Raw genomic sequence first — 23,104 nt, 5'->3', positions numbered from 1 at the left:
AAAAGTAAAACATACCATCATGTTGAAGATAAGAAATTTACATGCCAAGATTGAAGGCAAAGAAATATTAAGAGGCATTGATCTGGATGTGAAGGCCGGAGAGATTCACGCCATTATGGGGCCCAACGGTTCGGGTAAGAGCACCCTGGCCTCGGTGCTTGCCGGAAACGAGGCTTTTGAAGTTGTCGAAGGCAGCGTGGAGTTTAACGGAAAGGATTTGCTTGATTTGTCTCCCGAAGATCGTGCCCGGGAGGGATTCTTTTTAAGTTTTCAGTACCCGGTGGAGATTCCGGGCGTGAGCATGACCAACTTTATGCGTACGGCCCTTAATGAGCAGAAAAAGTACCGGGGCGAGGCTGCGCTGTCGGCCAGCGATTTTTTGAAGCTGATGCGCGATCGCAAACAACTGGTCGATATTGATTCGGACCTGACCAACCGCTCGGTGAACGAGGGTTTTTCGGGTGGAGAGAAAAAGAAGAATGAAATTTTTCAGATGGCTATGCTGGATCCGAAACTGGCCATTTTGGATGAGACCGACTCGGGACTGGACATTGATGCTTTGCGCATAGTGGCCAACGGGGTTAATAAATTGCGCCGTCCCGATAACGCCACCATCCTGATTACCCACTACCAGCGCTTGCTCGACCACATTGTGCCGGATTTCGTACACGTGTTGTACAAAGGCAAAATTGTAAAGTCGGCCGGCAAAGAACTGGCCTACGAGCTGGAGAAAAACGGGTACGATTGGATTAAACAGGAAATGGAGTAAGTATGCAATTATCGGAACACGACATATCCCTGCAGCGGCTTTTTGCCGAGAACAGGGAGTTGATTGAAAAGGATGCGGCACCGGGGGTGAACGCAGCCAGGGAAGGTGCGATGGAGGCCTTTTCGAAGTTGGGTATTCCTTCTTCGAAGGTAGAGGCCTACAAGTACACCAATCTGCAGGCCTGGTTTAAGGCCGGGTACACGCAGGCTTACGGACTCAACGGGGCGACTTCGGAAGCGCTGAAGCAATTTGAGTGCAATGTGCACGAGCTCGACTCCTACACCTTATTTACGGTCAACGGGAAGTTTGTGGCCGGCAGCAATGTGGAGGCTTTGCCCGACGGGGTGGAGGCCGGCAGTTTTGCCGAACTTTCGAAAAAGTATCCCGAACTGTTGAAGCGCTACTACGGATCGCTGGCCAAGGTGGAGGAAGACGGTTTTGTGGCCCTCAATACCCTTTTTGCTACCGACGGCATTTTTATTTACGTGCCTAAGGGCAAGGTGGTAGAAAAGCCCATTCAGGTGGTGAATGTGTTGACCGGCGAACAGGATTTGATGGTGAACCAGCGCAACCTCATTGTGGTGGAAGAGCAGGCCCAGGCACGCGTCTTGTTTTGCGACCATACCATGTCGATGAGCCGTTTTGTGGTAAATACCGTTACGGAAGGGCATGTGGCTGAGTCGGCCATGCTCGACTTTTACAACCTGCAGAATCAGCATAACGGAACGGTTCAGGTCGGTGCTTACCACTTCGATCAGGCGGCGCGCTCTTTGCTTAACGCCAACTATTTTACTCTGCACACCGGGGTGGCCCGCAACAATATTTTTTCACGCCTGGGTGGACCGCATGCCGAAAACCACATTTCGGGCTTGTATGTGATCGACAAGAACCAGCACGTAGATAATTTCTCGTTCATCAATCATGCGGTGCCCGATTGCGAGAGCAACGAGTTGTTTAAGGGGGTGATGGACGATGCCAGTACCGGAGCTTTTACCGGTCGCATTTTGGTGGCGCCGGATGCTCAGCGGACCAACGCCTATCAGAGCAACAACAACCTCTTGCTGACCGAGAACGCCAAAATGAATACCCGTCCCCAGTTGGAGATTTATGCCGATGATGTGAAGTGCAGTCACGGTGCTACGGTGGGTCAGCTCGATGAGAACGCGATGTTTTACTTGCGGGCCCGTGGCATCAGTAAGGAAGAAGCCAATATTCTGCTGATGTATGCCTTTGCCTACGAGGTGATCGAAAAAATTCAGGTGCCCGCTCTGAAGGAGCAGATTCGGGAATTGGTGGAGAAGCGCTTCCGTGGCGAACTCGACAAATGCGACTCCTGTGTGGTTTGCGGCCAGTTGGGTACCGGTCGCGCAAAAAGCGAATGAAATGAATTTTCCCATTGATGAAATCCGCAAGGATTTTCCCATACTGAGCCGCCCGGTGAACGGGCGGCCTTTGGTGTATTTTGACAACGGTGCTACCGCACAAACGCCGCGCCAGGTGGTGGAGGCGATGGACCGCGTATATTATGAGTACAACAGCAACATACACCGGGGGATACATACGCTCAGCAACCTCAGTACCGAGGCTTTTGAGGCGGCACGCGAAAAGGTGCGCGACTTTATCAACGCGGCGGAGAGTCGTCAAATTATTTTTACCCGGGGCACTACCGAGGCAATCAATTTGGTGGCCCATTCTTTTGGGGCGGCTTTTATGCAGCCGGGCGATGCCCTTGTGGTGAGTGAAATGGAGCACCACTCGAACATTGTGCCCTGGCAGTTGCTGGCTGAGCGGATGCAGTTGGAGCTTAAAGTACTGCCCGTGCTCGACAATGGGGAGCTCGATTTGGCGGCCTTGCCTGCTTTGCTCGATGAGCGTACACGCTTGTTGGCCATTACCCACATCAGCAATGTGTTGGGAACCATCAATCCGGTAAAAGACATTGTGGAGCTGGCGCACAGCAAGGGTGTTAAGGTCTTGATCGACGGGGCCCAGGCCATTCACCACACCCGGGTGGATGTGGCGGCACTTGATTGCGACTTCTACGTTTTCTCGGGCCATAAAATGTACGGTCCCACCGGCACCGGTGTGCTCTACGGCAAAGCCGAATTGCTTGAAGCCATGCCGCCCTGGCAGGGTGGCGGAGAAATGATTCAACAGGTGCGCTTTTCGGGCAGCACCTACAACGAACTGCCCTATAAGTTTGAGGCGGGTACGCCCGACTATGTGGGGGTGGTGGGACTCGGTGCTGCGGTGGATTATTTGCAGCAGCTGGGGATGGTTGCGATAGGGGCCTATGAGAAGGAACTCTTTGCCTATGCGGTGGAGCGACTTGAAGGTCTGGGCGATCTTATTTTTTATGGAACGGCAGCTCAGCGGGGCAGCCTGCTTTCCTTTTTACCTGAAGGCATCCACCCCTTTGATGCGGGCACGCTGCTCGATAAGATGGGGATTGCCGTGCGTACCGGTCACCATTGTGCTCAGCCTTTGATGGATCGCTTTGGGATTCCGGGTACGGTACGGGCTTCGTTTGGACTGTACAACACCAAGTCTGAGGTGGATGCTTTGGCGGAGGGCCTGCTGAAAGTGCGCCAACTTTTTGCGTAGGGATCAAAAAATCGTGAAATTTGGCCTTTACTAAATAAGGGACGATGACTATTGAGGAACGCGAAAAGGAAATTGTTGAAGAGTTTTCGATGCTCAGCGACTGGATGGATCGCTATTCGTTGTTGATTGAGCTGGGTAACGATTTAACCGATTTTGAGGAGGAGCACCGAAGCAACCAAAATTTGATAGAGGGTTGTCAGAGTAAGGTGTGGTTGTACGCTTGGGAAAAAGACGGCCTGATTTATTTCATGGCCGACAGCGACGCCATTATTGTGAAGGGGATTGTCGCCCTTCTGATCAGGGTGCTGAACGGACGAACACCCGACGAGATATTAGAGGCCCCTTTGGCTTTTGTTGATGCCATTGGCCTTAAGGAACACTTGTCGCCCACCCGCTCGAACGGCTTGGTGGCTATGATTAAGCAGATGCGCATGTATGCGCTGGCTTATAAAACCAAGTTGGCCAGGTAGGGGGGCGACCCAAAAAGGAAACTACTATGAGCAACGAATTTTTGAGTAAGGAAACAGACATCATCAATGCCCTAAAAACAGTTTATGATCCGGAGATTCCGGTGAATATCTACGACCTGGGACTGATTTATGAGGTGGATGTGCAGGAGGACGGGAAGGTGCGTATTGTGATGACCCTGACCTCGCCCAATTGCCCGGTTGCAGAATCGCTGCCCGAAGAGGTGCGCGATGTGGTGGCTGGTGTGGAAGGGGTGACCTCGGCAGAGGTGAACATGACCTTTGATCCGCCGTGGGATCGGGATATGTTGTCGGACGAGGCTTTGCTCGAACTGGGTTTGCTCTAAGATGCATTTGGCCGGCGAACATCTGAAAAGGCAGATTCGCGAAGAGGCGCTGCGACTGGGCTTTGCCGATCTGGGCTTTAGTCGCGCCACCCAACTGGAGGGCGATGCGGAGCGCTTGCAGGCATGGCTCGATGCCGGCCATCATGCCGGTATGGGCTATATGGCCAATCACTTTGAAAAGCGAACGAATCCGGCCCGCCTGGTGGAGGGGGCCTTAACGGTGGTTTCGCTGCTCTACAATTACAAGCCGGCCGAGCCCGTCTTGTCGGAGCGTTTCCCCAAAATATCGCGTTATGCTTACGGGCAGGATTACCACGATGTGCTCCGGGCCAAATTGAATGCGCTGTTTGATTTTATCAAGCGGGACCTTTACCCGCAGTTGGAGGGACGGGTGTTTGTGGACTCTGCGCCCTTGCTCGAAAGGAGTCTCGCCGCCCGGGCGGGACTCGGATGGATTGGTAAGAACAGTCTCCTGATTCATCGCAAACTGGGTTCCTATGTGTTTTTGTCGGAGCTGGTGCTGAACCTCGATCTTCCGACAGAGGATGTGCCTGCTTATAACGATCGTTGCGGGGGCTGCACCTTGTGCATCGATGCTTGTCCCACCACCGCCATTCTCTCCGGTCGAACGGTAGATGCCGGCCGCTGTCTTTCTTACCTGACCATTGAAAATAAGGCGGCGGATATTCCTGAAGAATTTGCGGGTAAAACCGAAGGCTGGACCTTCGGCTGCGACATTTGTCAGGAAGTTTGTCCCTGGAACCGCCGCCCCGGCGCCCACGACGAACCGGCTTTTGTGCCTTCTGCCGAGCTGCTGGCTATGGATGTGGACCGCTGGCGCAGTATGGAGCAGGCGGATTTTTCCCGATTGTTTAAGGGTTCGGCGGTAAAAAGAGCCAAATTCAGTGGTTGGCAGCGCAACTTTTCTTTTGCTCAAGTTTCTTGTTTTTAGGGGCCAAGGTGTTTGGCGTATCTGAATTTCTTTTAGATTTGTCCCCTGTTACTACTTACTTTACTGGTGATGGGGAAGATTTATCACACTTTTACTTTGGTGTCGGGCGACGGTATGCCGCTGCATGGGCATTATTGGAAGCCGGAGGGGAAGCCTCGGGCTTGTATTTTGTTGGTGCACGGCATTGGTGAGCATGGTGCCCGTTACAACGATTGGGCCCGTCGCTTTGTTAAGCTGGGCTTTTTTGTCTATGCGCTGGATTATCGTGGACATGGGAAGGCGCATGGCCCACGGGGCTTTGTGCATTCGCTTACGGAGTTGATGGACGATGTGTCGATGCTGGTGCGGCGTTGTGAGCGCAATTTTGAGGATGTGCCCTGGTTCTTATACGGGCACAGCATGGGGGGCAATCTGGTTTTGAATTTCTTGCGTTTTCGTCGGCAGGATTTTGCAGGGGTGGTGGTGACATCTCCCTGGCTGGAGTTGGTACACCCGCCGAAGCCCTGGCTGCAGCGCCTTGGGCGCTGGGCGGATATGTGGTGGCCGGAGTGGACTTTTTCTACGGGCATCCGGTCGGACCAGATGACGAGTTTGCCTGCGGAGCGGGAGGAGTCGGATAAGGATCCTTTGATGCACGGTCGCATCAGTCTCCGCTTATTTAATGAGTTGAACGACAGTGCGCGCTTCTTGATGACGAAGGGTTTGGATTTTCACTTGCCGATGCTTTTACTGCACGGGGAGGCGGATCCGCTGACTTCTTGCGGGGCTACGGAGCGTTTTGCTGCGCGGTATCCGGAGAACTGTAGTTTTAAGGGCTATGAGGGGGCTTTGCATGAGTTGCATCGGGAGCCGGTGGCGGATCTTGTTTTTAGCGACATTGTGGCGTGGATGGAGGAGCGCTTGAAATAAGGGCGCGTTGCGGGAGGTCTGGGTGGCTGCGGCACTGCAGGGTCTGCGCTGCCGTCTGTTTCCGGCGCCTTCGGTGCGTTGGCTAAAAGCCGGGAACTCGCCTTCGGCTCAGACAGCCCGGCTTTTTACGCTGGACTTCCTTCAGGCGCTTTATCGGAAACAGTCGGAGGCTTGCCCCTGCAGTCCCTCTGCCTTGTGCGACCCACCCGGGTTGCTTTCTTTTTTCAAGCTGGTTTATCACCACTGCAGATTTGTCGCGCTGGGCAGAGGTCTTCCGCCACCGGTGTTTTTAAGTGGAAGAGTTTTGGGGGCAGTAGGTCTTGGTGGCTGCGGGACTGCAAGGTCTGCGCTGCCGTCTGTTTCCGGCGCCTTCGGTGCGTTGGCTAAAAGCCGGGAACTCGCCTTCGGCTCAGACAGCCCGGCTTTTTACGCTGCACTTCCTTCAGTCGCTTTATCGGAAACAGTCGGAGGCTTGCCCCTGCAGTCCCTCCTCCTTGTGCGACCCACCCGGGTTGCTTTCTTTTTTCAAGCTGGTTTATCACCACTGCAGATTTGTCGCGCTGGGCAGAGGTCTTCCGCCACCGGGCTTTTTTAGAGAAAGAGTTTGGCGGGAGGTTCTGGTGGCTGCGGGATTGCAAGGTCTGCGCTGCCGTCTGTTTCCGGCGCCTTCGGTGCGCTGGCTAAAAGCCGGGAACTCGCCTTCGTCTCAGACAGCCCGGCTTTTTACGCTGCACTTCCTTCAGGCGCTTTATCGGAAACAGTCGGAGGCTTGCCCCTGCAGTCCCTCCTCCTTGTGCGACCCACCCGGGTTGCTTTCTTTTTTCAAGCTGGTTTATCACCACTGCAGATTTGTCGCGCTGGGCAGAGGTCTTCCGCCACCGGGCTTTTTTAGAGAAAGAGTTTGGCGGGAGGTTCTGGTGGCTGCGGGATTGCAAGGTCTGCGCTGCCGTCTGTTTCCGGCGCCTTCGGTGCGCTGGCTAAAAGCCGGGAACTCGCCTTCGTCTCAGACAGCCCGGCTTTTTACGCTGCACTTCCTTCAGGCGCTTTATCGGAAACAGTCGGAGGCTTGCCCCTGCAGTCCCTCCGCCTTGTGCGACCTCCCGGGTTGCTTTCTTTTTTCAAGTCTTTTTATTGCCACAGCAGATTTGTCGCGCTGGGCAGAGGGCTTCCGCCACCGGTGTTTTTAAGAGGAAGAGTTTTGCGAGTGGGTGCAAAGTGTTATCTTGCGAGGGCACAGAAGTCCCCCTCGCTTTATGAAGAAGGATCCGTTCAGAACATCGATTGTTTGTACTCCCGCTCCCGATGCGGAACGATTGGGGGTGCATTCCGGGGTGCTTTTTATGGGCTCCTGTTTTGCGGGGAATGTGGGGCAGCGGATGGAGGAGGCCTGTTTTAAGGTGCTGGTGAATCCGCACGGAGTGCTTTTTAATCCCTTTTCTGTGGCCGCTGCTTTGGAGGCTTTTCTGGAGAACCGACAGGTGGCTTTGGGCGATTTGGTGGAGCGGGACGGATTGTGGCACAGCTTTCAGCACCACGGCAGTTTCAGCGGTCCCGATGCCGCTAAGGTGGTGCAGGCCATTAATGCAGCTACCCTGAAGGGGCATTCGTTTTTAAAGGAGGCCCATTGTTTGGTGGTGACTTTTGGAACGGCCTGGGTCTACGCTCTTGGCGAGGCGCACCAGGTGGTGGCGAATTGTCACAAGTTTCCGGCCAGGGATTTTCAGCGCTACCGTTTATCGGTACGGGCTGTAGTTGAACGCTGGCAAAGGCTGCTGGTGGCTTTGCGGCAGGAGAATCCTGATTTGCAGGTGATTTTTACGGTGAGTCCCGTCAGGCACTGGAAGGACGGGGCCCACGGCAACCAGCTGTCGAAGGCGGTGCTTCTGCTGGCTGTGGAGGAATTGTTGGAGCAGCATGCAGGTAACGCCTACTTTCCTGCCTACGAGTTGATGATGGACGAACTGCGCGATTACCGTTTTTATGCCGACGATATGTTGCATCCTTCGGCGCAGGCAGTGGATTATATCTGGGACCGTTTTTCCGGGGCCTGGCTCAACGAGGAGGCACTTGCCTTTTATCGGGAGGTACAGCAGCTTTTGACGGAACTGAGGCACCGGCCGCTCCATCCGGGAGCACTTTCTTTTGAGTCTTTTCGAAAAAAAACAGCGAAAAAAATCGCTGATTTGGTCAAACGCTATCCGAATCTTGATTTTAGTTCTTTGGAAGCGCTTGTTAGACAGTAGTCTGGCTCCTGCTTTTTGAGTCAATGTTTAATTTCCGTTAAATTACACGAACGTTTTTATTTCTTCGGTAAGTGCTCTTGATGTTTTGAGTCTTTTTGCCTAATTTGACTCTCAGAACCAAACGTACTTTTCTACCACTGTTTTTGTTGCTTTCTGTTTTAACCTTTTGTCGGCATGCTGTGTGTGCGACCATGGGTTTTTTATCTTTTGTAATTCAGTATTGTATGACTTATCTCAAGCTTGACAAGACCAAGTTGGTGAATTTGGAGTATTCGCTGCATCGCGAGGTGTTGCGCACCAATCGTGCCGGCTCCTATTGCAGCACAACGGTTATTGGCTGCAACACCCGAAAGTACCACGGAATGTTGGTTTGTCCCGTAGCCCATTTTGGGGGAGGGCGCTTTGTTTTGCTTTCGTCGCTCGACTTGTCGCTGGTGCAGCATCAGCAGGTGTTTAATTTGGGCATACATAAGTACCAGGGCAGCCACTACGAACCCAAGGGGCACAAATATCTGGAGAGTTACGATATGGAGGTAACGCCCCGGAGGGTATACCGGGTGGGCGGTATGGTGTTGAGCACGGAAATTCTTTTGGTGGAGGAGGAGGAACAGGTATTGCTGCGGGTGACGCTGGAGGAGGCGCATTCGCCTACGCTCATTCGCTTTAAACCCTTTTTGGCTTTCAGGAGTGTGCATGAGTTGACTCAGCAAAATATGGTGGCCAATACCCGCTACGAGGAAGTGCCCAACGGCATTCGCCTGCAAATGTATGAGGGTTTTCCCCACTTACACTTACAGGTAAGTAAGGCTGGAGAATTTTTGGCCCTGCCCGATTGGTATCGGGGCATGGAGTATTTTAAGGAACAGAACCGGGGCTATCCTTTTAAGGAGGACTTGTTTGCTCCGGGTTATTTTGAAATGGAGATCAAGAAGGGAGAGTCGCTGGTTTTTTCTGCGGGGACTTTTCCGGTGAAGCCTGGGGGGCTCAAAGCGCGTTTTACCAAAGAGGTGAAGAAGCGCATTCCGCGCGATACCATGTTGCACAGCTTGTTGAATGCTGCCGAGCAGTTTATTCAGCGCAGGGAGGGACGCATCAAATTGTTGGCCGGCTACCATTGGTATCGGGAACGTTTGCGCGATACGCTGGTGGCGCTGCCCGGACTGATGGCGTATTCAGGACGTCGGGAAGATTTTTTGGCCATTTTGGACCACGCTGTGGAAGAGGTGCGGCGGATTTATATTGCAGAGAACAATCTGGGCGTGCGTCCCGAGGCCAAGGATGTGGATGTGCCGCTTTGGGTGTTTTACACCATTCAGGAATTGGAGTTGCAGTTCCCGGATTTGGATGTTTGCAGTCGCTATGGGGCAGCCATGGTGGAGATTCTGCAGCATTACATGCGTCTGAAAGATGGTTGTGTCAGAATTGAAGCCTCGGGTTTGCTCTATGCCCGGGTAGAGGGGCGGCCTTTGACTTGGATGGATGCGGTGGTGGATGGGCAGCCGGTGACCTGGCGACCTGGACTGGCTGTGGAGATCAATGCCTTGTGGTACAATGCGCTGCGTTATTATGCTACTTTGTGCAAGCGCCATGGCCGTAAGGAGGAGCGGCAGCAAATTCTGGCCTTGGCCGATCGGGTAGAGGAGTCTTTTATAGCGAATTTTTGGAATGAGGAGGAGGGCTGTTTGTACGATTATGTGGATGGGGAGGAAAAAGACGCTTCCATTCGTCCCAACCAGGTGTTGGCAGTAGCCCTGCGTTTTTCGGCGCTCGACGCCGAAAAAGCGAAGTCGGTGGTGGATGTGTTGAAAAAGGAATTGCTGACTTCACGGGGACTTCGTACTTTATCGCCTTCTGACCCAAGATATTTGGGCGTATTGGAAGGCAATCAGCGGGAGCGGGACCTGGCTCTGCACCAGGGCTCGGTTTATCCCTGGCTGGCGGGCTTTTTTGCTGAGGCTTATTTGAATATCCACAAGAGGGGGGGCTTGCCTTTTATTAAACGCATGGTGGAGGGATTTGAAGAAGAGTTGGGCAATCATTGTTTGAGCACTTTGTCGGAATGTTACAACGGCAATCCGCCTCATCTGGGCAAGGGGGCAGTGAGCATGGCCTGGAATGTGGCTGCAGTTATCCGGATTATTAAATTGATAGAAAAATACAATTAGGCTATGAGGGTACTTATGTTTGGGTGGGAGTTTCCACCCCATATATCCGGGGGCCTGGGTACTGCCTGCTACGGTTTGACCCGGGGCTTGTCGCAGATCCCCGATGTTCAGGTGCTTTTTGTGGTGCCTAAGGCCTATGGCGACGAGGATCAGTCGGTCATGCGCCTGGTGGGCGCCAATCAAATTCCGGTGAAACACCGTCAGTTGCAGTTGAAGCATTTCAGTCAGACCCTCGATTACATTGAGGTGGGTTCTAAGCTGGTGCCTTATATGGAGCCGGAGGAGTTTTGGGCGCATACGCGCCGTGAAAAGTTGAAGCAACTTGAGTTTTTGAATGTCAACGAGGCAGGTTTGGTGGAGTTTTCCGGCAAGTACGGCGCCAATCTGTTGCAGGAAATCAGAGATTATGCGCTGGTAGCCAATATCATTGCCCAGGATTATGCCTTTGATGTTATCCATGCCCACGACTGGCTGGCCTATCCGGCCGGCATGGCTGCCAAGGAGGCTACGGGTAAGCCCCTGGTGGTTCATGTGCATGCGACCGACTTTGACCGAAGTGGCGGCAGTGTGAATCCGGCTGTTTTCGATATCGAAAAGCGGGGTATGGAGGCAGCCGATATGGTGATTACGGTGAGTAATTTAACCCGGAAGATTGTGATCGAAAAGTACGGCATTCCCGCCGATAAAGTGGTCACCGTTTACAATGCGGTGGAACCGCACGACAACCATGGCGCGGAGCCGGCTCCCAAGGGGGTGAAGGAAAAAATTGTGACTTTTTTGGGGCGCATTACCATGCAAAAGGGGCCGGAATATTTTGTGGAAGCGGCGCACAGAGTGCTGCAGCGGATGGACAATGTGCGTTTTGTGATGGCGGGCAGTGGCGATATGATGGAACCTATGATTCGCAGGGCGGCCCAGCTGAAAATCAGCGACCGGTTCCACTTTACGGGTTTTTTGCGGGGCGATGATGTGTTTGATATGTTGAGCATGAGTGATTTGTATGTGATGCCTTCGGTGTCGGAACCCTTCGGCATCAGTCCCCTCGAAGCCATGCAGAGCAATGTTCCGGTGCTGATTTCCCATCAGTCGGGCGTAGCCGAGATTCTGACCTATGCCATTAAAACCAATTTTTGGGATGTAGATGCCATGGCCGATGCCATTTACGGGGCATTGAATTATCCGGGCATGGCTAAGATGTTTAAGGCTCATGGAAGAGCTGAGGTGGATGCACTGAAATGGGAGAATTCGGCTTTACATGTTAAGGCGGTCTATGAACGGGCCCTGGGCCTGGGCGCTTGAAATCGCGGTGCTTTTATTCAAGGAAGGATTATTCAAAACTAAAATACTGCTTTATGAAGACCATATGTTTCTACTTTCAGGTGCACCAGCCCTTTCGTTTTAGGCGCTACCGCTTCTTCGATATTGGCAACGACCATTATTACTTCGATGATTACACCAACGAGCGCATCATGGCCAAGGTGGCGGAACGTTGCTATCTCCCGGCCAATGCCATGTTGCTGAAGTTGCTTAAGAAGCACAAGGGGAAGTTTAAGGTGGCCTTTTCCATTTCGGGGATGGCTATGGAACAGTTTCGGCTCTATGCGCCAGAAGTGTTGGAGAGTTTTAAGGCCCTGGCGGCTACCGGACAAGTAGAGTTTCTGGCCGAAACCTATGCCCACTCACTGGTGTCGCTGAAAAATCGGGAGGCCTTTGTGGAGCAGGTCGAGAGCCACGCCCGCTTGATGGAGGAAAGTTTTGGGCAACGGCCAACGGTTTTTAGAAATACGGAGTTGATTTATTCCGATCAGCTGGGCGAGATGGTGGCCGATATGGGTTTTAAGGCCATGCTCACCGAAGGGGCCAAGCACATATTGGGCTGGAAGAGTCCCAATTATCTTTATTGCAACAGCATCAATCCCCGCTTAAAGGTTTTGTTGAAGAATTTCAAACTCAGCGATGATTTGGCCTTCCGTTTTGGCAATCGCAATTGGTGCGAGTGGCCCCTGACTGCCCCAAAGTTTGTGGACTGGTTGCGGGCCGGCGATAAACGTGAGGAGGTGGTGAATTTGTTTATGGATTACGAGACTTTTGGGGAGCACCAGGATAAGTCGACCGGTATTTTTGCTTTTATGGAGGCTTTGCCGGCAGAGGTGTTGAAGCACAAAGGCCTGGCCTTTGCCACCCCTTCGGAGCTGGCTGAGGCACTGCAGCCGGTGGCTGCGGTGCATGTGCCCTACCCCATCAGTTGGGCCGATGAGGAAAGGGATGTTACGGCCTGGTTGGGCAATGAAATGCAGCAGGAAGCTTTCGATAAGCTCTATGCCCTTCTGCCAAAAATCAGTCAGTGTAAAGAGGAGCGTCTGCTTAAGGAGTGGAATTACCTGCAGACGAGCGATCATTTTTATTATATGTGTACCAAGTTTTTCTCCGATGGCGATGTGCATGCCTATTTCAATCCCTATGAAACGCCCTATGAGGCCTTCATCAATTATATGAATGTGCTCAGCGATTTCAGCATCCGTTTGAATGCGGCGGTGCCCCGGTCCAATGTCGATCAGGAACTGGCCAACCTGACGGAAGTATTGGCTGACCGGGAGGAGAAAATCAGAAAAATGGAGGATGAAATCAGGAAGTTGCGCAAACGGCGGACTTCGGTAAAGGCAGTGCCTGCCGCCCGAAAAAAGGCAGGACCAACAGCGTAGTTTTAGGATGAATTAATACTTTGGAAAGATGGTAGACAGTTATTTGAAGCCCGACTATGTGTTTGAGGCAAGTTGGGAAGTATGCAATAAAATGGGCGGCATTCACACAGTGCTGGCCTCCAGGGCACATACGCTGGTGCAGCAGTTTCAGGACAAGCTTATTTTTATTGGACCCGATGTTTGGCGTGGCCCCCAACGCAATCCGGAATTTATTCCCGATGAAAAGGCCTATGCCGATTGGCAGGCGGCCCTGCAGTTTGAGGGCATCCGCCTGAAAGTCGGACGCTGGAAGGTGCATGGGAGTCCCCTGGTGTTTTTGGTCGATTTCTCGCCATATATGGCGCAGAAGAACGAAATTCTTTCGTACCTCTGGGAGACTTACAAGGTGGACAGTATTTCGGGGCAGTGGGATTATGTGGAATCCTTGCTTTTTGGCTATGCGGCCGGGGTGGTGGTCGAGAGTTTTTACAAGTTTCACCTGACGGCAGCCGATAAGGTGGTGGCGCACTTTAATGAGTGGATGACGGGCAGCGGCGCGCTGTATTTACGCGATAAGTTGCCGCAGGTCGCCACTTTATTTACCACGCATGCCACTACCGTAGGGCGTTCGCTGGCCGGCAACGGATTTCCGGTTTACGATGAAATGGCCGGCTACGATGCCGATTTGAAGGCGCAGGAATTGGGGGTGGTGGCCAAGCACTCCCTCGAGAAAATGGCGGCGGCCAATGTGGATTGCTTCACTACGGTGTCGGACATTACGGCCAATGAGTGTGCGCATTTTTTGAAACGGAGCGTGGATGTGGTTACGCCCAATGGTTTTGAGAATGATTTTGTGCCGGAGGGCACCAAATACGATGAAAAGCGGAAGGCGGCAAGGGCGCAGTTGCGCAAAGTGGCCTCCTGTGTGCTCGGACACCCGGTGAGCGACGACAGTCTGCTGGTGGCCAGCAGTGGTCGTTATGAATTTCGCAACAAGGGGGCCGATGTCATTCTGGATGCCTTACAGTTGCTGAACAATGGCGAAGATTTGAAGCGGGAGATGATCTTCTTCTTCCTGATACCGGCCAACACTTATGGGCCCCGCAAAGATCTGATGGAGCGATTGACCCAGGGCAATTGTAAGGAGCCTTTGCCCAATCCCTTTTTGACGCATGGACTGAATGATTTGGGCTACGACCCCATCATCAATAAAATTCAGGAGATTCATTTGAACAACGATGAGGCGGAGCGGGTGAAGTTGATATTTGTGCCCAGTTACCTCAATGGCAACGATGGGATTTTTAATCTGCCCTACTACGATCTGCTTATTGGTATGGACCTAACGGTGTTTCCGTCTTATTACGAGCCCTGGGGTTATACGCCTCAGGAGAGCATCGCCTTTGGCATTCCTACCCTGACTTCTTCTTTGGCCGGCTTTGGAATTTGGGCAGCTGAACGCTCTGCTTCGGTTTTTGACGGAGTGGCCGTGGTGCAGCGGAACGACAGCAACCACCGCGAAACGGTGGCCCAAATAGTCGAAATAATTCGCTCTTTTTCAGCGGCCGGAGAAGGGCAGTTGACAGCAGCGCGCGAGAAGTGTCGCACAATGGCCGCTGCACTGGAGTGGGACAATCTGATTAAGTATTATTATCAGGCCTACGACATTGCCCTGAATAAGGTGAACAACCGCCGCGAGGAGTTCAGCGCCCTGCAACAATCGGAACAACGGGTGCGCATGGTGCCAGTAAGCGGTGCTGCACCCCAGTGGAAAAAGCTGGTGGTCAAGTCGAAACTGCCCGAACGTATTGCTGTGCTCAATGAGCTGGCCCGCAACCTTTGGTGGAGTTGGAACTATCAGGCTACGGAGTTGTTCGAGTCGATTGATCCCGAGTTGTGGGGTGAGGTCCATAAGAATCCCGTACAATTGCTCGAGAAAGTCTCCTACGAGGATTTAAGTCGCCTGGCCGGGGATGCCGATTTCACGGAGCGGCTGGATGCCGTATACGCCCTTTATTGCAGATACATGGAACAGCCCATGCTGGAGGGCCCCTCCATTGCATACTTCAGTATGGAGTACGGCCTGAGTGATGTGCTGAAAATTTTCAGTGGGGGACTGGGTATTTTGGCCGGTGATTATCTGAAGGAGGCCAGTGATAAGGGTGTGAACATTATGGCGGTCGGCTTGCTTTATCGTTACGGCTATTTTAAACAAGCACTAACGGTGAATGGCGAACAGACTGCCCGCTATGAGATGCAAGACTTTGCCAGTCTCCCCCTGGAGGAGGTTCGGGGCGCCGACGGCCAGCCCCTTAAGGTGCATATCGATTTGCCGGGCAGGGAGTTGCAGGCGGTGGTTTGGAAGGCACAGGTGGGAAGGATTCCACTTTACCTGATGGATACCGATATTCCGGAGAACAGCGTACAGGACCGCGAAATTACCCACAAATTATACGGGGGCGATTGGGAGAACCGGTTGAAGCAGGAGATTCTGCTGGGTATTGGCGGCATCCGCTTTTTAGAAGAGCTGAATACTCCGATTGATCTTTATCATTGCAACGAGGGACACGCAGCCTTAATAAATGTGGAACGTCTGGTGGATTTGGTGGAAGCAAAATACAGTTTTGCCGAGGCCCTGGAATTGGTCAAGGCTTCCTCCCTGTTTACCACCCACACACCCGTTCCCGCCGGTCACGATAAGTTCGACGAGGACCTGCTGCGGGTTTATTTGCGCCATGTGCCGGAGAAGTTGAACATCAGCTGGGAGGAGTTTATGGACATGGGCAGGGAAGGGACCGAAGTGCACGAGAAGTTCTCCATGAGTGTGCTGGCGGCCAAGACTTCCCAGGAAATGAATGGTGTCAGCTGGTTGCACGGAGAGGTGAGCAAGAAAATGTTCCGTCATCTTTGGAAGGGCTATTTCCCTGAGGAATTGCACATTTCGTATGTTACCAACGGCGTGCATTACGGTACGTGGACCGCAAAGGAATTCAGACAATTGTACGAAAGCACCTTTGGCGACGACTTTTTGAAGGACGTGTCGGACAAGCAGCGTTGGGAAAAAATTTACGACGTGCCTGATGAACGGGTGTGGCAGGCCAGGGTGGCTCTGCGCAAAAGATTGATCGATTACATTCGCTGGCGGATGGGATCGGGGATGGTGGAGCGCCACGAAGACCCGACCCACATCGTGGATGTGTTGGATACCATTCGCGAGGATGCTTTGACCATTGGTTTTGCCCGGCGTTTTGCCACCTATAAGCGGGCCCACCTCTTATTCAATGATGTGGAGCGCCTGTCGCGCATCGTTAACGATCCCAAGCGTCCGGTGCAGTTTATTTTTGCCGGAAAGGCGCACCCGGCCGATGGCGCGGGACAGGGACTCATCAAGCACATTGTGGAGATTTCACGCAGGCCCGAGTTCATAGGGAAAATTATTTTCCTGGAGAACTACGACATGGAACTGGCCAAGCGCCTGGTCAGCGGTGTGGACGTATGGCTCAATACCCCGACCCGGCCCCTGGAGGCTTCCGGCACCAGTGGCGAAAAGGCCGAGCTCAACGGCGTGTTGAATTTTAGTGTGCTGGATGGCTGGTGGTATGAGGGTTACAAGGAGGAGGCCGGTTGGGCCCTGACCGATAAGCGGACCTTCGAGAACCAGGTCTTTCAGGACGACCTGGATGCTACGACCATATACAGCATTCTGGAGAACGAGATCATTCCCCGCTTTTTTGAGAAGAATGAGTTGGGCGTTCCTGCCGGTTGGGTGGCTTACGTCAAAAACTCCATTGCACGCATTGCGCCGGAATTTACCACACGCAGGATGATTAACGATTACGGCGATCGGTTTTACCAACCAATGTTTGAGCGGGTGAAAAACCTGAAGGCAGGAGATTGTCGTTTGGTTCGCGAATTGGCCGGCTGGAAGCGCAGGGTTTATGCCGGTTGGTCGTCGGTGCAGGTGCTTTCCTGCAACATGCCCGATATTGCGCATAAGGAATTGGGCATCGGCGAGCATTATGTGGTGGAAGTCCTGCTTGACTTACAACGTTTGGTAGGCGTGGAGCTGGGATTGGAAATGGTGATTGCAGAACCGGGGGACGATGAGTTTCCACCCATTTTGCACGTGGAGCCCTTCACGGAAGAAAAGCGGGAGGGCAGTCAGGTTCAATACCGACTCGATTACAAACTGAACCTCCCGGGATCCTACAAGTTTGGTATCCGTATGTTTCCCAAACATGAAGCGCTGCCCCACAAGCAAGACTTCGGTTTGGTACGCTGGCTGTAGTCTCTTAGTCGAAGACGCTTTTCAGCGGCAAACGTTTCAACACCATCGCCATGCGTGCCGGAAGGTACAAGGGGAGATGGTGTTGGCTTTTTCCGGAGCCTGAAGGTCGACTGAAATAGGTCATTTTATGGTCCACCCGGTCGAAGCCCCCAAAGCGTGCTTCGTCGGTGGAGAGCAGCAGTTTAAACTTTCCGGCGGGGACAGGCAAGCCATAGTCGGTAAAAGAGGTGGCGGGATTAAAGTTGAATACGAAGAGAAGCGGTCCCCTTTCAAAGGCGAGCACCTGATCGTTGTTTTGGGCCACCAGCAGGCGCGTGTCTTTCAGTGCCGTCAGCTGCCCGTTGCGCGCCAGTTCAATCATGGCCCGGTCGAACAGCCCCAGGTCCCTGAAACGCAGCAGCTCATTGTCGTAGAGCGACCATTGCCGACGGGCGTAGCGGTACGACCATTGGTTGCCCTCGCGGGGAAAGTCGATCCACTCCGGGTGACCAAACTCATTGCCCATGAAGTTGAGGTAGCCGCCCTGGGCCGTGGAGAGGGTCAGCAGCCGTATCATTTTGTGCAGGGCGATGGCCCGGTCGATGATGAGGTTGCTTCGATCTTTGGCCATGAAATCGTACATTTCCTTATCGGCCAACCTGAAAATGATGGTCTTGTCGCCCACCAGCGCCTGGTCGTGCGATTCGGCGTAGGAAATAACCTGCTCCTCGGGCCGGTGCTGCGTTAATTCGTGGAACAACTGTCCCACCTCCCAGTCCTCATCCCGTTTTTCCTTGATGATCTTGATCCAGAAATCGGGAACGCCCATAGATAAACGGAAATCAAAACCCAGTCCGCCCTCTTCTCCCGGCTGGGTGGTGCCGGGCATCCCGCTCATTTCTTCTGCAATGCTGAGGCTGCCTTCCTTGATTTCGTGAATAAGGGCATTGGCCAGGGCCAGGTAGAGCAGGGCATCTTCATCTTCCTGGCCATTGAAATAGTCCTCGTAAGAAACAAAGTCCTTTCCCAGTCCGTGATGCAAGTAGAGCATACTGGTCACACCATCGAAGCGAAAGCCGTCGAAATGAAATTCCTCGATCCAATAGCGGCAGTTTGACAACAGAAAGCGCCGCACTTCTTCCTTCCCATAGTTGAAGCAGCGGGAGTCCCAGGCCGGATGCTGTCCGCGATCTCCCCCATGAAAGTAAAGGTCCTCACTCCCGTCCAGTCTGCTGAGTCCCTCCTCCACATTTTTCACGGAGTGGGAATGCACCAGGTCCATAATGACCCTCAGGCCCATCAGGTGCGCCTGGTTGACCAGGTATTTGAGGTCTTCCGGTGTGCCGAAGCGACTCGAAGGGGCAAAGTAATTAGAGACGTGATAGCCGAAGCTGCCGTAGTAGGGGTGCTCCTGAACCGCCATCAGCTGCAGCACATTGTAACCGGCTGCCTTGATGCGGGGAAGGATTTGGTCGGCAAACTCACGGTAACTGCCCACGCGTTCTTCCTCCAGGGCCATTCCTGTATGGGCTTCATAAATCAGGGGAGCCTCCTGTGTAAATACAACGTTTTGGTCGCTCCACGCAAATGCTTCGGGCTGCCAGACCTGGGCGCTGAAAATAAGTGTTTCAGGGTCTTGTACCGTACGGGTGGCGCAGGCCGGAATGCGCATTCCGGCTCCGCCTTCCCATTCTACCCAAATTTTGTAATGGTCGCCGTGCTTCAAGAGATCAAGCGGAAAGGTCCCTTCCCAGAGTCCCCCCTCCCGCCGTTGCAAACGATAAGCATCGGTGGCTTTCCAGGCGCTGAAGGCGCCTACGAGCCACAAGCCCCTGGCGTGCGGAGCCCATTCGCAAAAGTGCCAGCAGTTGCCTCGCAAATGCAGTCCCTGTTGATGATGTAAGGAGCCGTAGGCCTTCAGGGAGCCCCATTGGTTGCGAATCCATTCTGCTTCATCCTTAAAGCGGAGACGTCTTTTTTCCAGGGCCGGCCTAAAAGCTTGCAGCCATGGATCGTAGTCGATGATTTTCATGGGCAGGTAGTGTTGGTAGGGACTTACTAGAGCAGACCGGCTTGCAAAACCCTTTCGAGATCGGCCGGTGTATCAATGCCGATGCTTTCGTGGCGGGTGGTACGTACACTTATGGTGTACTGGTTCTCCAGCCAGCGCAGTTGTTCCAGCGATTCGGCCGTCTCCAATATGGAGGGTTGTAAGTTGGTGATTTCTCGGAGAATGTCGCTGCGATAGGCATACAAGCCTATGTGCAAAAAATACTTGTGATGCAGGTGCCATTCTTCCTTAGGATAGTGGCGCAGATAGGGGATGGGCGAGCGTGAAAAATACAGCGCCTGGTAGTCGCCGTTGATGACTACTTTGGGCTTGTTGGCGTCCCACAGGTCGTCCGGGGTTTTGAGGGGTTTAACCAGGGTGGCAATTTCTGTCATGGAGCTGTGAAAGCAACAGGCCAGTGTTTCGAGTAATTCCGGTTCGATAAAAGGCTCGTCGCCCTGGATGTTGATGACTACATCGAAGGTCTTTTTGGTTTCAGCCTCAATCAAATCGAGCGCTTCGGCACAGCGGTCGGTCCCGCTTTGGTGGTCGGGACTGGTCATGACCACCTTGCCTCCGAACTGTTTGACAGCAGCGGCAATGCGCTCGTCGTCGGTGGCCACATATACCTCAGAGAGGGCTTTGGAGGCTTGCTCGTAAACCCGTTGAATCATGGGCTTGCCCTTGAGGTCGGCCAGGGGTTTGCCCGGAAACCGCGTGGAACCGTAGCGTGCCGGTATGATGCCTGCAATGGTGTCTTTGTTCATTTTATTGTCTTGAATCGTGGTCTATCTGGATGACCAAGTTACGAAAATTGGGTGGAAATAAGGGAGGGCCGGTGTGTATTTAGCGCTAAAATTGTAACTTTGTCAGTTGACCTGCTATTTTTGCAGGAGTCTCTTGTTTTCAGTGCAGTTTGGCTTATGAAGGATGTTCAGCAAATAAAGCAACGCTTTGGTATTATTGGGTCCTCCTACGGTCTCAATCGGGCCATTGATATTGCCGTGCAGGTGGCCCCCACCGACTTGTCGGTTTTAATCACTGGTGAAAGCGGAACCGGAAAGGAAGTCTTTCCCCAGATTATTCATCAGCACAGTGCCCGTAAGCATGGGCCCTATATTGCTGTAAACTGCGGAGCCATTCCCGAAGGGACCATCGACTCGGAGCTGTTCGGTCACGAAAAGGGTTCTTTTACGGGTGCCTTGAGCGATCGAAAAGGTTATTTTGAGGAGGCCAACGAGGGGACCATCTTCCTGGATGAAATTGGCGAATTGCCCCTGGCCACGCAGGTGCGTTTGCTTAGGGTTTTGGAAACGGGCGAATTTATTCGTGTGGGTTCTTCAAAAATAATTAAGACCAATGTGCGCGTTGTAGCTGCCACCAATGTTCAGCTCGAAAAGGCTATTGAGGACGGTAAGTTTAGAGAGGATTTGTTTTATCGCCTGAATTCGGTGCCCATAAAGATCCCGCCCTTGCGCGAGCGGGTGGAGGACATCAATTTGCTTTTTAGAAAATTTGCGCAGGACTTTGCCGATCGCTATCGTATGCCGGCCATTCGTTTGGACGAAGGGGCGCGTTTGGTTCTGGAAAAATATCGCTGGCCGGGTAATGTGCGACAATTAAAAAACATCACCGAACAGATTTCAGTGCTGCAGGAACAGCGCATTTTGTCGGCTTCGGAACTAGAAGCTTACCTTCCGGCAATGTCGGGTGGTAACCTTCCGGCCCTCGTTCCAGGAAGTGAGCATCGTTCGGACAATGATTTCTCCAATGAGCGGGAAATTTTATACAAGGTGCTGTTTGACATGAAGCGGGACATGAACGATCTGAAGAAGTTGGTCCTGGATATGCTGCAGGATGGTGGGGACTTGAACCTGAAAGGAGAGAATGCTCAAATCATCCGGAATCTGTACAACGGTGAAAGTGAGTTGATTAAACCCTCTGCGGCCCCGGCTCCTATGGCTTATGCCTCAAGGCATGATGAACATGCCATTGAGGATACAGAGGAGTTTGTGGAGGAGTCGCTTTCCCTGGAAGATAAGGAAAAGGAGTTGATAGAGAAGGCTTTGGAGAAGCACGGGGGGCGCAGGAAAAATGCGGCTCAGGAGCTGGGCATTTCGGAGCGAACCTTATACCGTAAGATAAAAGAATATGCAATCAATGGTTAAGACAGCAGTCGGGGCATTGGCCCTACTTTTTTTGCTTACATGGAGCGCCTGTTCTGTGCAGATGACGATGCGTGGCTCCTCGGTTCCGGAGAATGTGGAAACGGCCTCGGTGCAATTGTTTCAAAACCGGGCTCCGCTGATTAATCCCTTGCTCAGTCAGACCTTCACCGAGTCGATGAAGGACCGGATTACCTCCGAATCGCGTCTGATCATTAATGATGAAATGGGGGATGTGGATTTCTCCGGAGAGATTACGGGTTACGATTTGCGTCCCATGGCCATCCAGGCCAATGCGGTGTCGGCCGAAACGCGTATGACGATTACCGTAAGGGTGCGTTTTCGGAATTTTAAAAACCCTCAGCAAAATTGGGAGTCGTCTTTCTCCGCCTTTTCTGATTTTGAGAGCAGTCAGAACATTACCGCTATTGAAGAACAGTTGGTGCGCGATATTGTGGATCAGCTGACCGAAAATATTTTTAACAGAGCTTTTTCAGATTGGTAGTCGATAGGCCGTCCCAACGTTCAAAATTATGCACAAACAGCAAATTGCTCAAGCACTACAAAATCCAAACGGTCTGGACGAACAAAGTCTGGATGGTTTAAAACTCCTTTTGGAAGAGTATCCCTTTTTTCAAGCGGGACGGATGCTGTGGGTTAAAAATTTGCATTTGCTGGGTCACATTCGCTACAACAATGAATTGAAGCTGGCTGCTGCGCATATTGCCGACCGGGCGCAACTTTTTGCTTTGATTCATGCTCCTGTCCGGGAGGAAACAAAGCAAGTGGAGCAGCCAAGGGAGTCACAAACTCCGGCACCACCGGAGTCGCCGATGAAGCCCCAGTCCCTGGAGTCGGAGTCGGCCGATACGGAGTTGGCGCCCCCCGGGGAAAAGAACCCCCAGTCCACCCCCGCTGTGGATGATTACCTGGGTGCCTCCGATGAATTTGAGCTGCCTTCGGGAGGCGTATTGACTTTCGGGGCAGGCGCAGAGAGCGACCCGGACAACATTGTTTTACCGAGTGCTGATTTTCTGGGCTTTGATGAAGGGACTGTGAGCGAGTATCGGCTTGAGGAGGAAGGGAAAGTTCCTGCGGATGAGGCGCGCTCGTTTTCGGACTGGTTGAAGGTGCTTAAACAGCAACCTGTTTTGCAGCGGGAGGCGACAGCTGACGCTCCTCTTCCTGAGCCGGTGCAGAAGAAGCGTTCTTTGATTGATGATTTTTTGGAAGGAGGGCGCAAAAGGCGTCGATTGCCTTCCGGGCCTTCAGCAACAACCGAAAATGTGGATATTTCTGCAGCCAGTTTGCAGGAGCGTGACGATTTGATGACCGAGACGCTTGCGGGTATTTACATTAAGCAGGGGCATTTTTCAAAGGCGATGGATATATTCGATCGTCTGCGTTTGAAATATCCCGAAAAAAGCGTTTACTTTGCGCGTCGAATCAAAGCGTTGGAAGAAGATATTAATAACAGTAATAAGTAAA

The 23,104-nt window shown here is 52.7% G+C and carries 18 protein-coding genes; 16 read left to right on the top strand and 2 right to left on the bottom strand.

The window, feature by feature from the left end; genetic code table 11:
- Positions 1-19 precede the first annotated feature (19 nt).
- The 13 genes from sufC (at position 20) to glgP (ending at position 17,422) form a co-directional block, all read left to right on the top strand.
- Positions 20-769, top strand: coding sequence for a Fe-S cluster assembly ATPase SufC (sufC, locus tag B4W65_RS01965; RefSeq protein ID WP_088653412.1), 750 nt, complete (start codon positions 20-22; stop codon positions 767-769).
- 2 nt (positions 770-771) lie between these two features.
- Positions 772-2,151, top strand: a complete 1,380-nt coding sequence (gene sufD / locus B4W65_RS01960) for a Fe-S cluster assembly protein SufD (protein WP_088653411.1) — start codon at positions 772-774, stop codon at positions 2,149-2,151.
- A 1-nt stretch (position 2,152) separates the two neighbouring features.
- Positions 2,153-3,373 (top strand): cysteine desulfurase, encoded by a 1,221-nt coding sequence (locus B4W65_RS01955; RefSeq protein ID WP_088653410.1) that lies wholly within the window; start codon positions 2,153-2,155, stop codon positions 3,371-3,373.
- Between the two features lie 44 nt (positions 3,374-3,417).
- Entirely contained in the window at positions 3,418-3,843 is a 426-nt protein-coding gene (locus B4W65_RS01950; RefSeq protein ID WP_088653409.1) for a SufE family protein, read from the top strand.
- A gap of 26 nt (positions 3,844-3,869) precedes the next feature.
- Positions 3,870-4,187, top strand: a complete 318-nt coding sequence (locus B4W65_RS01945) for an SUF system Fe-S cluster assembly protein (protein WP_088653408.1) — start codon at positions 3,870-3,872, stop codon at positions 4,185-4,187.
- A gap of 1 nt (position 4,188) precedes the next feature.
- Complete coding sequence (queG, locus tag B4W65_RS01940; RefSeq protein ID WP_088653407.1) at positions 4,189-5,139, top strand: tRNA epoxyqueuosine(34) reductase QueG; 951 nt, start codon at positions 4,189-4,191, stop codon at positions 5,137-5,139.
- A 69-nt stretch (positions 5,140-5,208) separates the two neighbouring features.
- Complete coding sequence (locus B4W65_RS01935) at positions 5,209-6,048, top strand: alpha/beta hydrolase (protein ID WP_088653406.1); 840 nt, start codon at positions 5,209-5,211, stop codon at positions 6,046-6,048.
- Positions 6,049-6,371: 323 nt separating this feature from the next.
- Positions 6,372-7,235: a hypothetical protein gene (locus B4W65_RS01930; RefSeq protein ID WP_146697681.1), complete on the top strand. Its 864-nt coding sequence runs from the start codon at positions 6,372-6,374 to the stop codon at positions 7,233-7,235.
- A gap of 66 nt (positions 7,236-7,301) precedes the next feature.
- On the top strand, positions 7,302-8,291 hold the full coding sequence (locus B4W65_RS01925) for a GSCFA domain-containing protein (RefSeq protein WP_088653404.1): 990 nt from the start codon (positions 7,302-7,304) through the stop codon (positions 8,289-8,291).
- Between the two features lie 224 nt (positions 8,292-8,515).
- The gene (locus B4W65_RS01920; protein ID WP_088653530.1) at positions 8,516-10,456 is read left to right on the top strand and encodes an amylo-alpha-1,6-glucosidase; all 1,941 of its coding nucleotides are present in this window, start codon (positions 8,516-8,518) and stop codon (positions 10,454-10,456) included.
- Between the two features lie 3 nt (positions 10,457-10,459).
- Complete coding sequence (locus B4W65_RS01915) at positions 10,460-11,755, top strand: glycosyltransferase family 4 protein (RefSeq protein ID WP_088653403.1); 1,296 nt, start codon at positions 10,460-10,462, stop codon at positions 11,753-11,755.
- 53 nt (positions 11,756-11,808) lie between these two features.
- Entirely contained in the window at positions 11,809-13,158 is a 1,350-nt protein-coding gene (locus B4W65_RS01910) for a glycoside hydrolase family 57 protein (protein ID WP_088653402.1), read from the top strand.
- A 28-nt stretch (positions 13,159-13,186) separates the two neighbouring features.
- Positions 13,187-17,422 carry an alpha-glucan family phosphorylase gene (gene glgP, locus B4W65_RS01905; RefSeq protein WP_088653401.1) on the top strand — a complete coding sequence of 1,412 codons (4,236 nt, stop codon included), beginning with the start codon at positions 13,187-13,189 and terminating at the stop codon, positions 17,420-17,422.
- Positions 17,423-17,426: 4 nt separating this feature from the next.
- On the opposite strand, the gene B4W65_RS01900 is transcribed toward glgP, so the two are convergent.
- The gene (locus B4W65_RS01900) at positions 17,427-19,433 is read right to left on the bottom strand and encodes an alpha amylase C-terminal domain-containing protein (RefSeq protein ID WP_088653400.1); all 2,007 of its coding nucleotides are present in this window, start codon (positions 19,431-19,433) and stop codon (positions 17,427-17,429) included.
- 26 nt (positions 19,434-19,459) lie between these two features.
- Entirely contained in the window at positions 19,460-20,218 is a 759-nt protein-coding gene (gene kdsB / locus B4W65_RS01895; protein ID WP_088653399.1) for a 3-deoxy-manno-octulosonate cytidylyltransferase, read from the bottom strand.
- Positions 20,219-20,374: 156 nt separating this feature from the next.
- Between kdsB and B4W65_RS01890 the strand changes: the two genes are divergently transcribed.
- The 3 genes from B4W65_RS01890 to B4W65_RS17405 are packed head-to-tail and all read left to right on the top strand — an operon-like array spanning position 20,375 to position 23,103.
- Positions 20,375-21,619: a sigma-54 interaction domain-containing protein gene (locus B4W65_RS01890; RefSeq protein ID WP_088653398.1), complete on the top strand. Its 1,245-nt coding sequence runs from the start codon at positions 20,375-20,377 to the stop codon at positions 21,617-21,619.
- Positions 21,612-22,121, top strand: a complete 510-nt coding sequence (locus B4W65_RS01885; RefSeq protein ID WP_240509448.1) for an LptE family protein — start codon at positions 21,612-21,614, stop codon at positions 22,119-22,121. The genes B4W65_RS01890 and B4W65_RS01885 overlap by 8 nt, the downstream gene beginning before the upstream one ends.
- Before the next feature lie 28 nt (positions 22,122-22,149).
- The gene (locus B4W65_RS17405; protein ID WP_088653396.1) at positions 22,150-23,103 is read left to right on the top strand and encodes a hypothetical protein; all 954 of its coding nucleotides are present in this window, start codon (positions 22,150-22,152) and stop codon (positions 23,101-23,103) included.
- Position 23,104 lies beyond the last annotated feature (1 nt).

It is taken from the genome of Geofilum rhodophaeum, assembly GCF_002210225.1.
In the GTDB taxonomy this organism is placed as follows: Bacteria; Bacteroidota; Bacteroidia; order Bacteroidales; family Marinilabiliaceae; genus Geofilum; species Geofilum rhodophaeum.
The sequence above is the reverse complement of the archived record's forward strand: the minus strand, read 5'-3'. Positions and strand labels throughout refer to the sequence as shown.

Coding starts and splice junctions, on each gene's coding strand:
- B4W65_RS01945 (WP_088653408.1), top strand. CDS start 3,870: ATGAGCAACGAATTTTTGAGTAAGGAAACAGACATCATCAATGCCCTA.
- B4W65_RS01935 (WP_088653406.1), top strand. CDS start 5,209: ATGGGGAAGATTTATCACACTTTTACTTTGGTGTCGGGCGACGGTATG.
- sufD (WP_088653411.1), top strand. CDS start 772: ATGCAATTATCGGAACACGACATATCCCTGCAGCGGCTTTTTGCCGAG.
- B4W65_RS01900 (WP_088653400.1), bottom strand. CDS start 19,433: ATGAAAATCATCGACTACGATCCATGGCTGCAAGCTTTTAGGCCGGCC.
- kdsB (WP_088653399.1), bottom strand. CDS start 20,218: ATGAACAAAGACACCATTGCAGGCATCATACCGGCACGCTACGGTTCC.
- B4W65_RS01925 (WP_088653404.1), top strand. CDS start 7,302: ATGAAGAAGGATCCGTTCAGAACATCGATTGTTTGTACTCCCGCTCCC.
- glgP (WP_088653401.1), top strand. CDS start 13,187: ATGGTAGACAGTTATTTGAAGCCCGACTATGTGTTTGAGGCAAGTTGG.
- B4W65_RS01910 (WP_088653402.1), top strand. CDS start 11,809: ATGAAGACCATATGTTTCTACTTTCAGGTGCACCAGCCCTTTCGTTTT.
- queG (WP_088653407.1), top strand. CDS start 4,189: ATGCATTTGGCCGGCGAACATCTGAAAAGGCAGATTCGCGAAGAGGCG.
- B4W65_RS01920 (WP_088653530.1), top strand. CDS start 8,516: ATGACTTATCTCAAGCTTGACAAGACCAAGTTGGTGAATTTGGAGTAT.
- B4W65_RS01885 (WP_240509448.1), top strand. CDS start 21,612: ATGGTTAAGACAGCAGTCGGGGCATTGGCCCTACTTTTTTTGCTTACA.
- B4W65_RS01950 (WP_088653409.1), top strand. CDS start 3,418: ATGACTATTGAGGAACGCGAAAAGGAAATTGTTGAAGAGTTTTCGATG.
- sufC (WP_088653412.1), top strand. CDS start 20: ATGTTGAAGATAAGAAATTTACATGCCAAGATTGAAGGCAAAGAAATA.
- B4W65_RS17405 (WP_088653396.1), top strand. CDS start 22,150: ATGCACAAACAGCAAATTGCTCAAGCACTACAAAATCCAAACGGTCTG.
- B4W65_RS01915 (WP_088653403.1), top strand. CDS start 10,460: ATGAGGGTACTTATGTTTGGGTGGGAGTTTCCACCCCATATATCCGGG.
- B4W65_RS01955 (WP_088653410.1), top strand. CDS start 2,153: ATGAATTTTCCCATTGATGAAATCCGCAAGGATTTTCCCATACTGAGC.
- B4W65_RS01890 (WP_088653398.1), top strand. CDS start 20,375: ATGAAGGATGTTCAGCAAATAAAGCAACGCTTTGGTATTATTGGGTCC.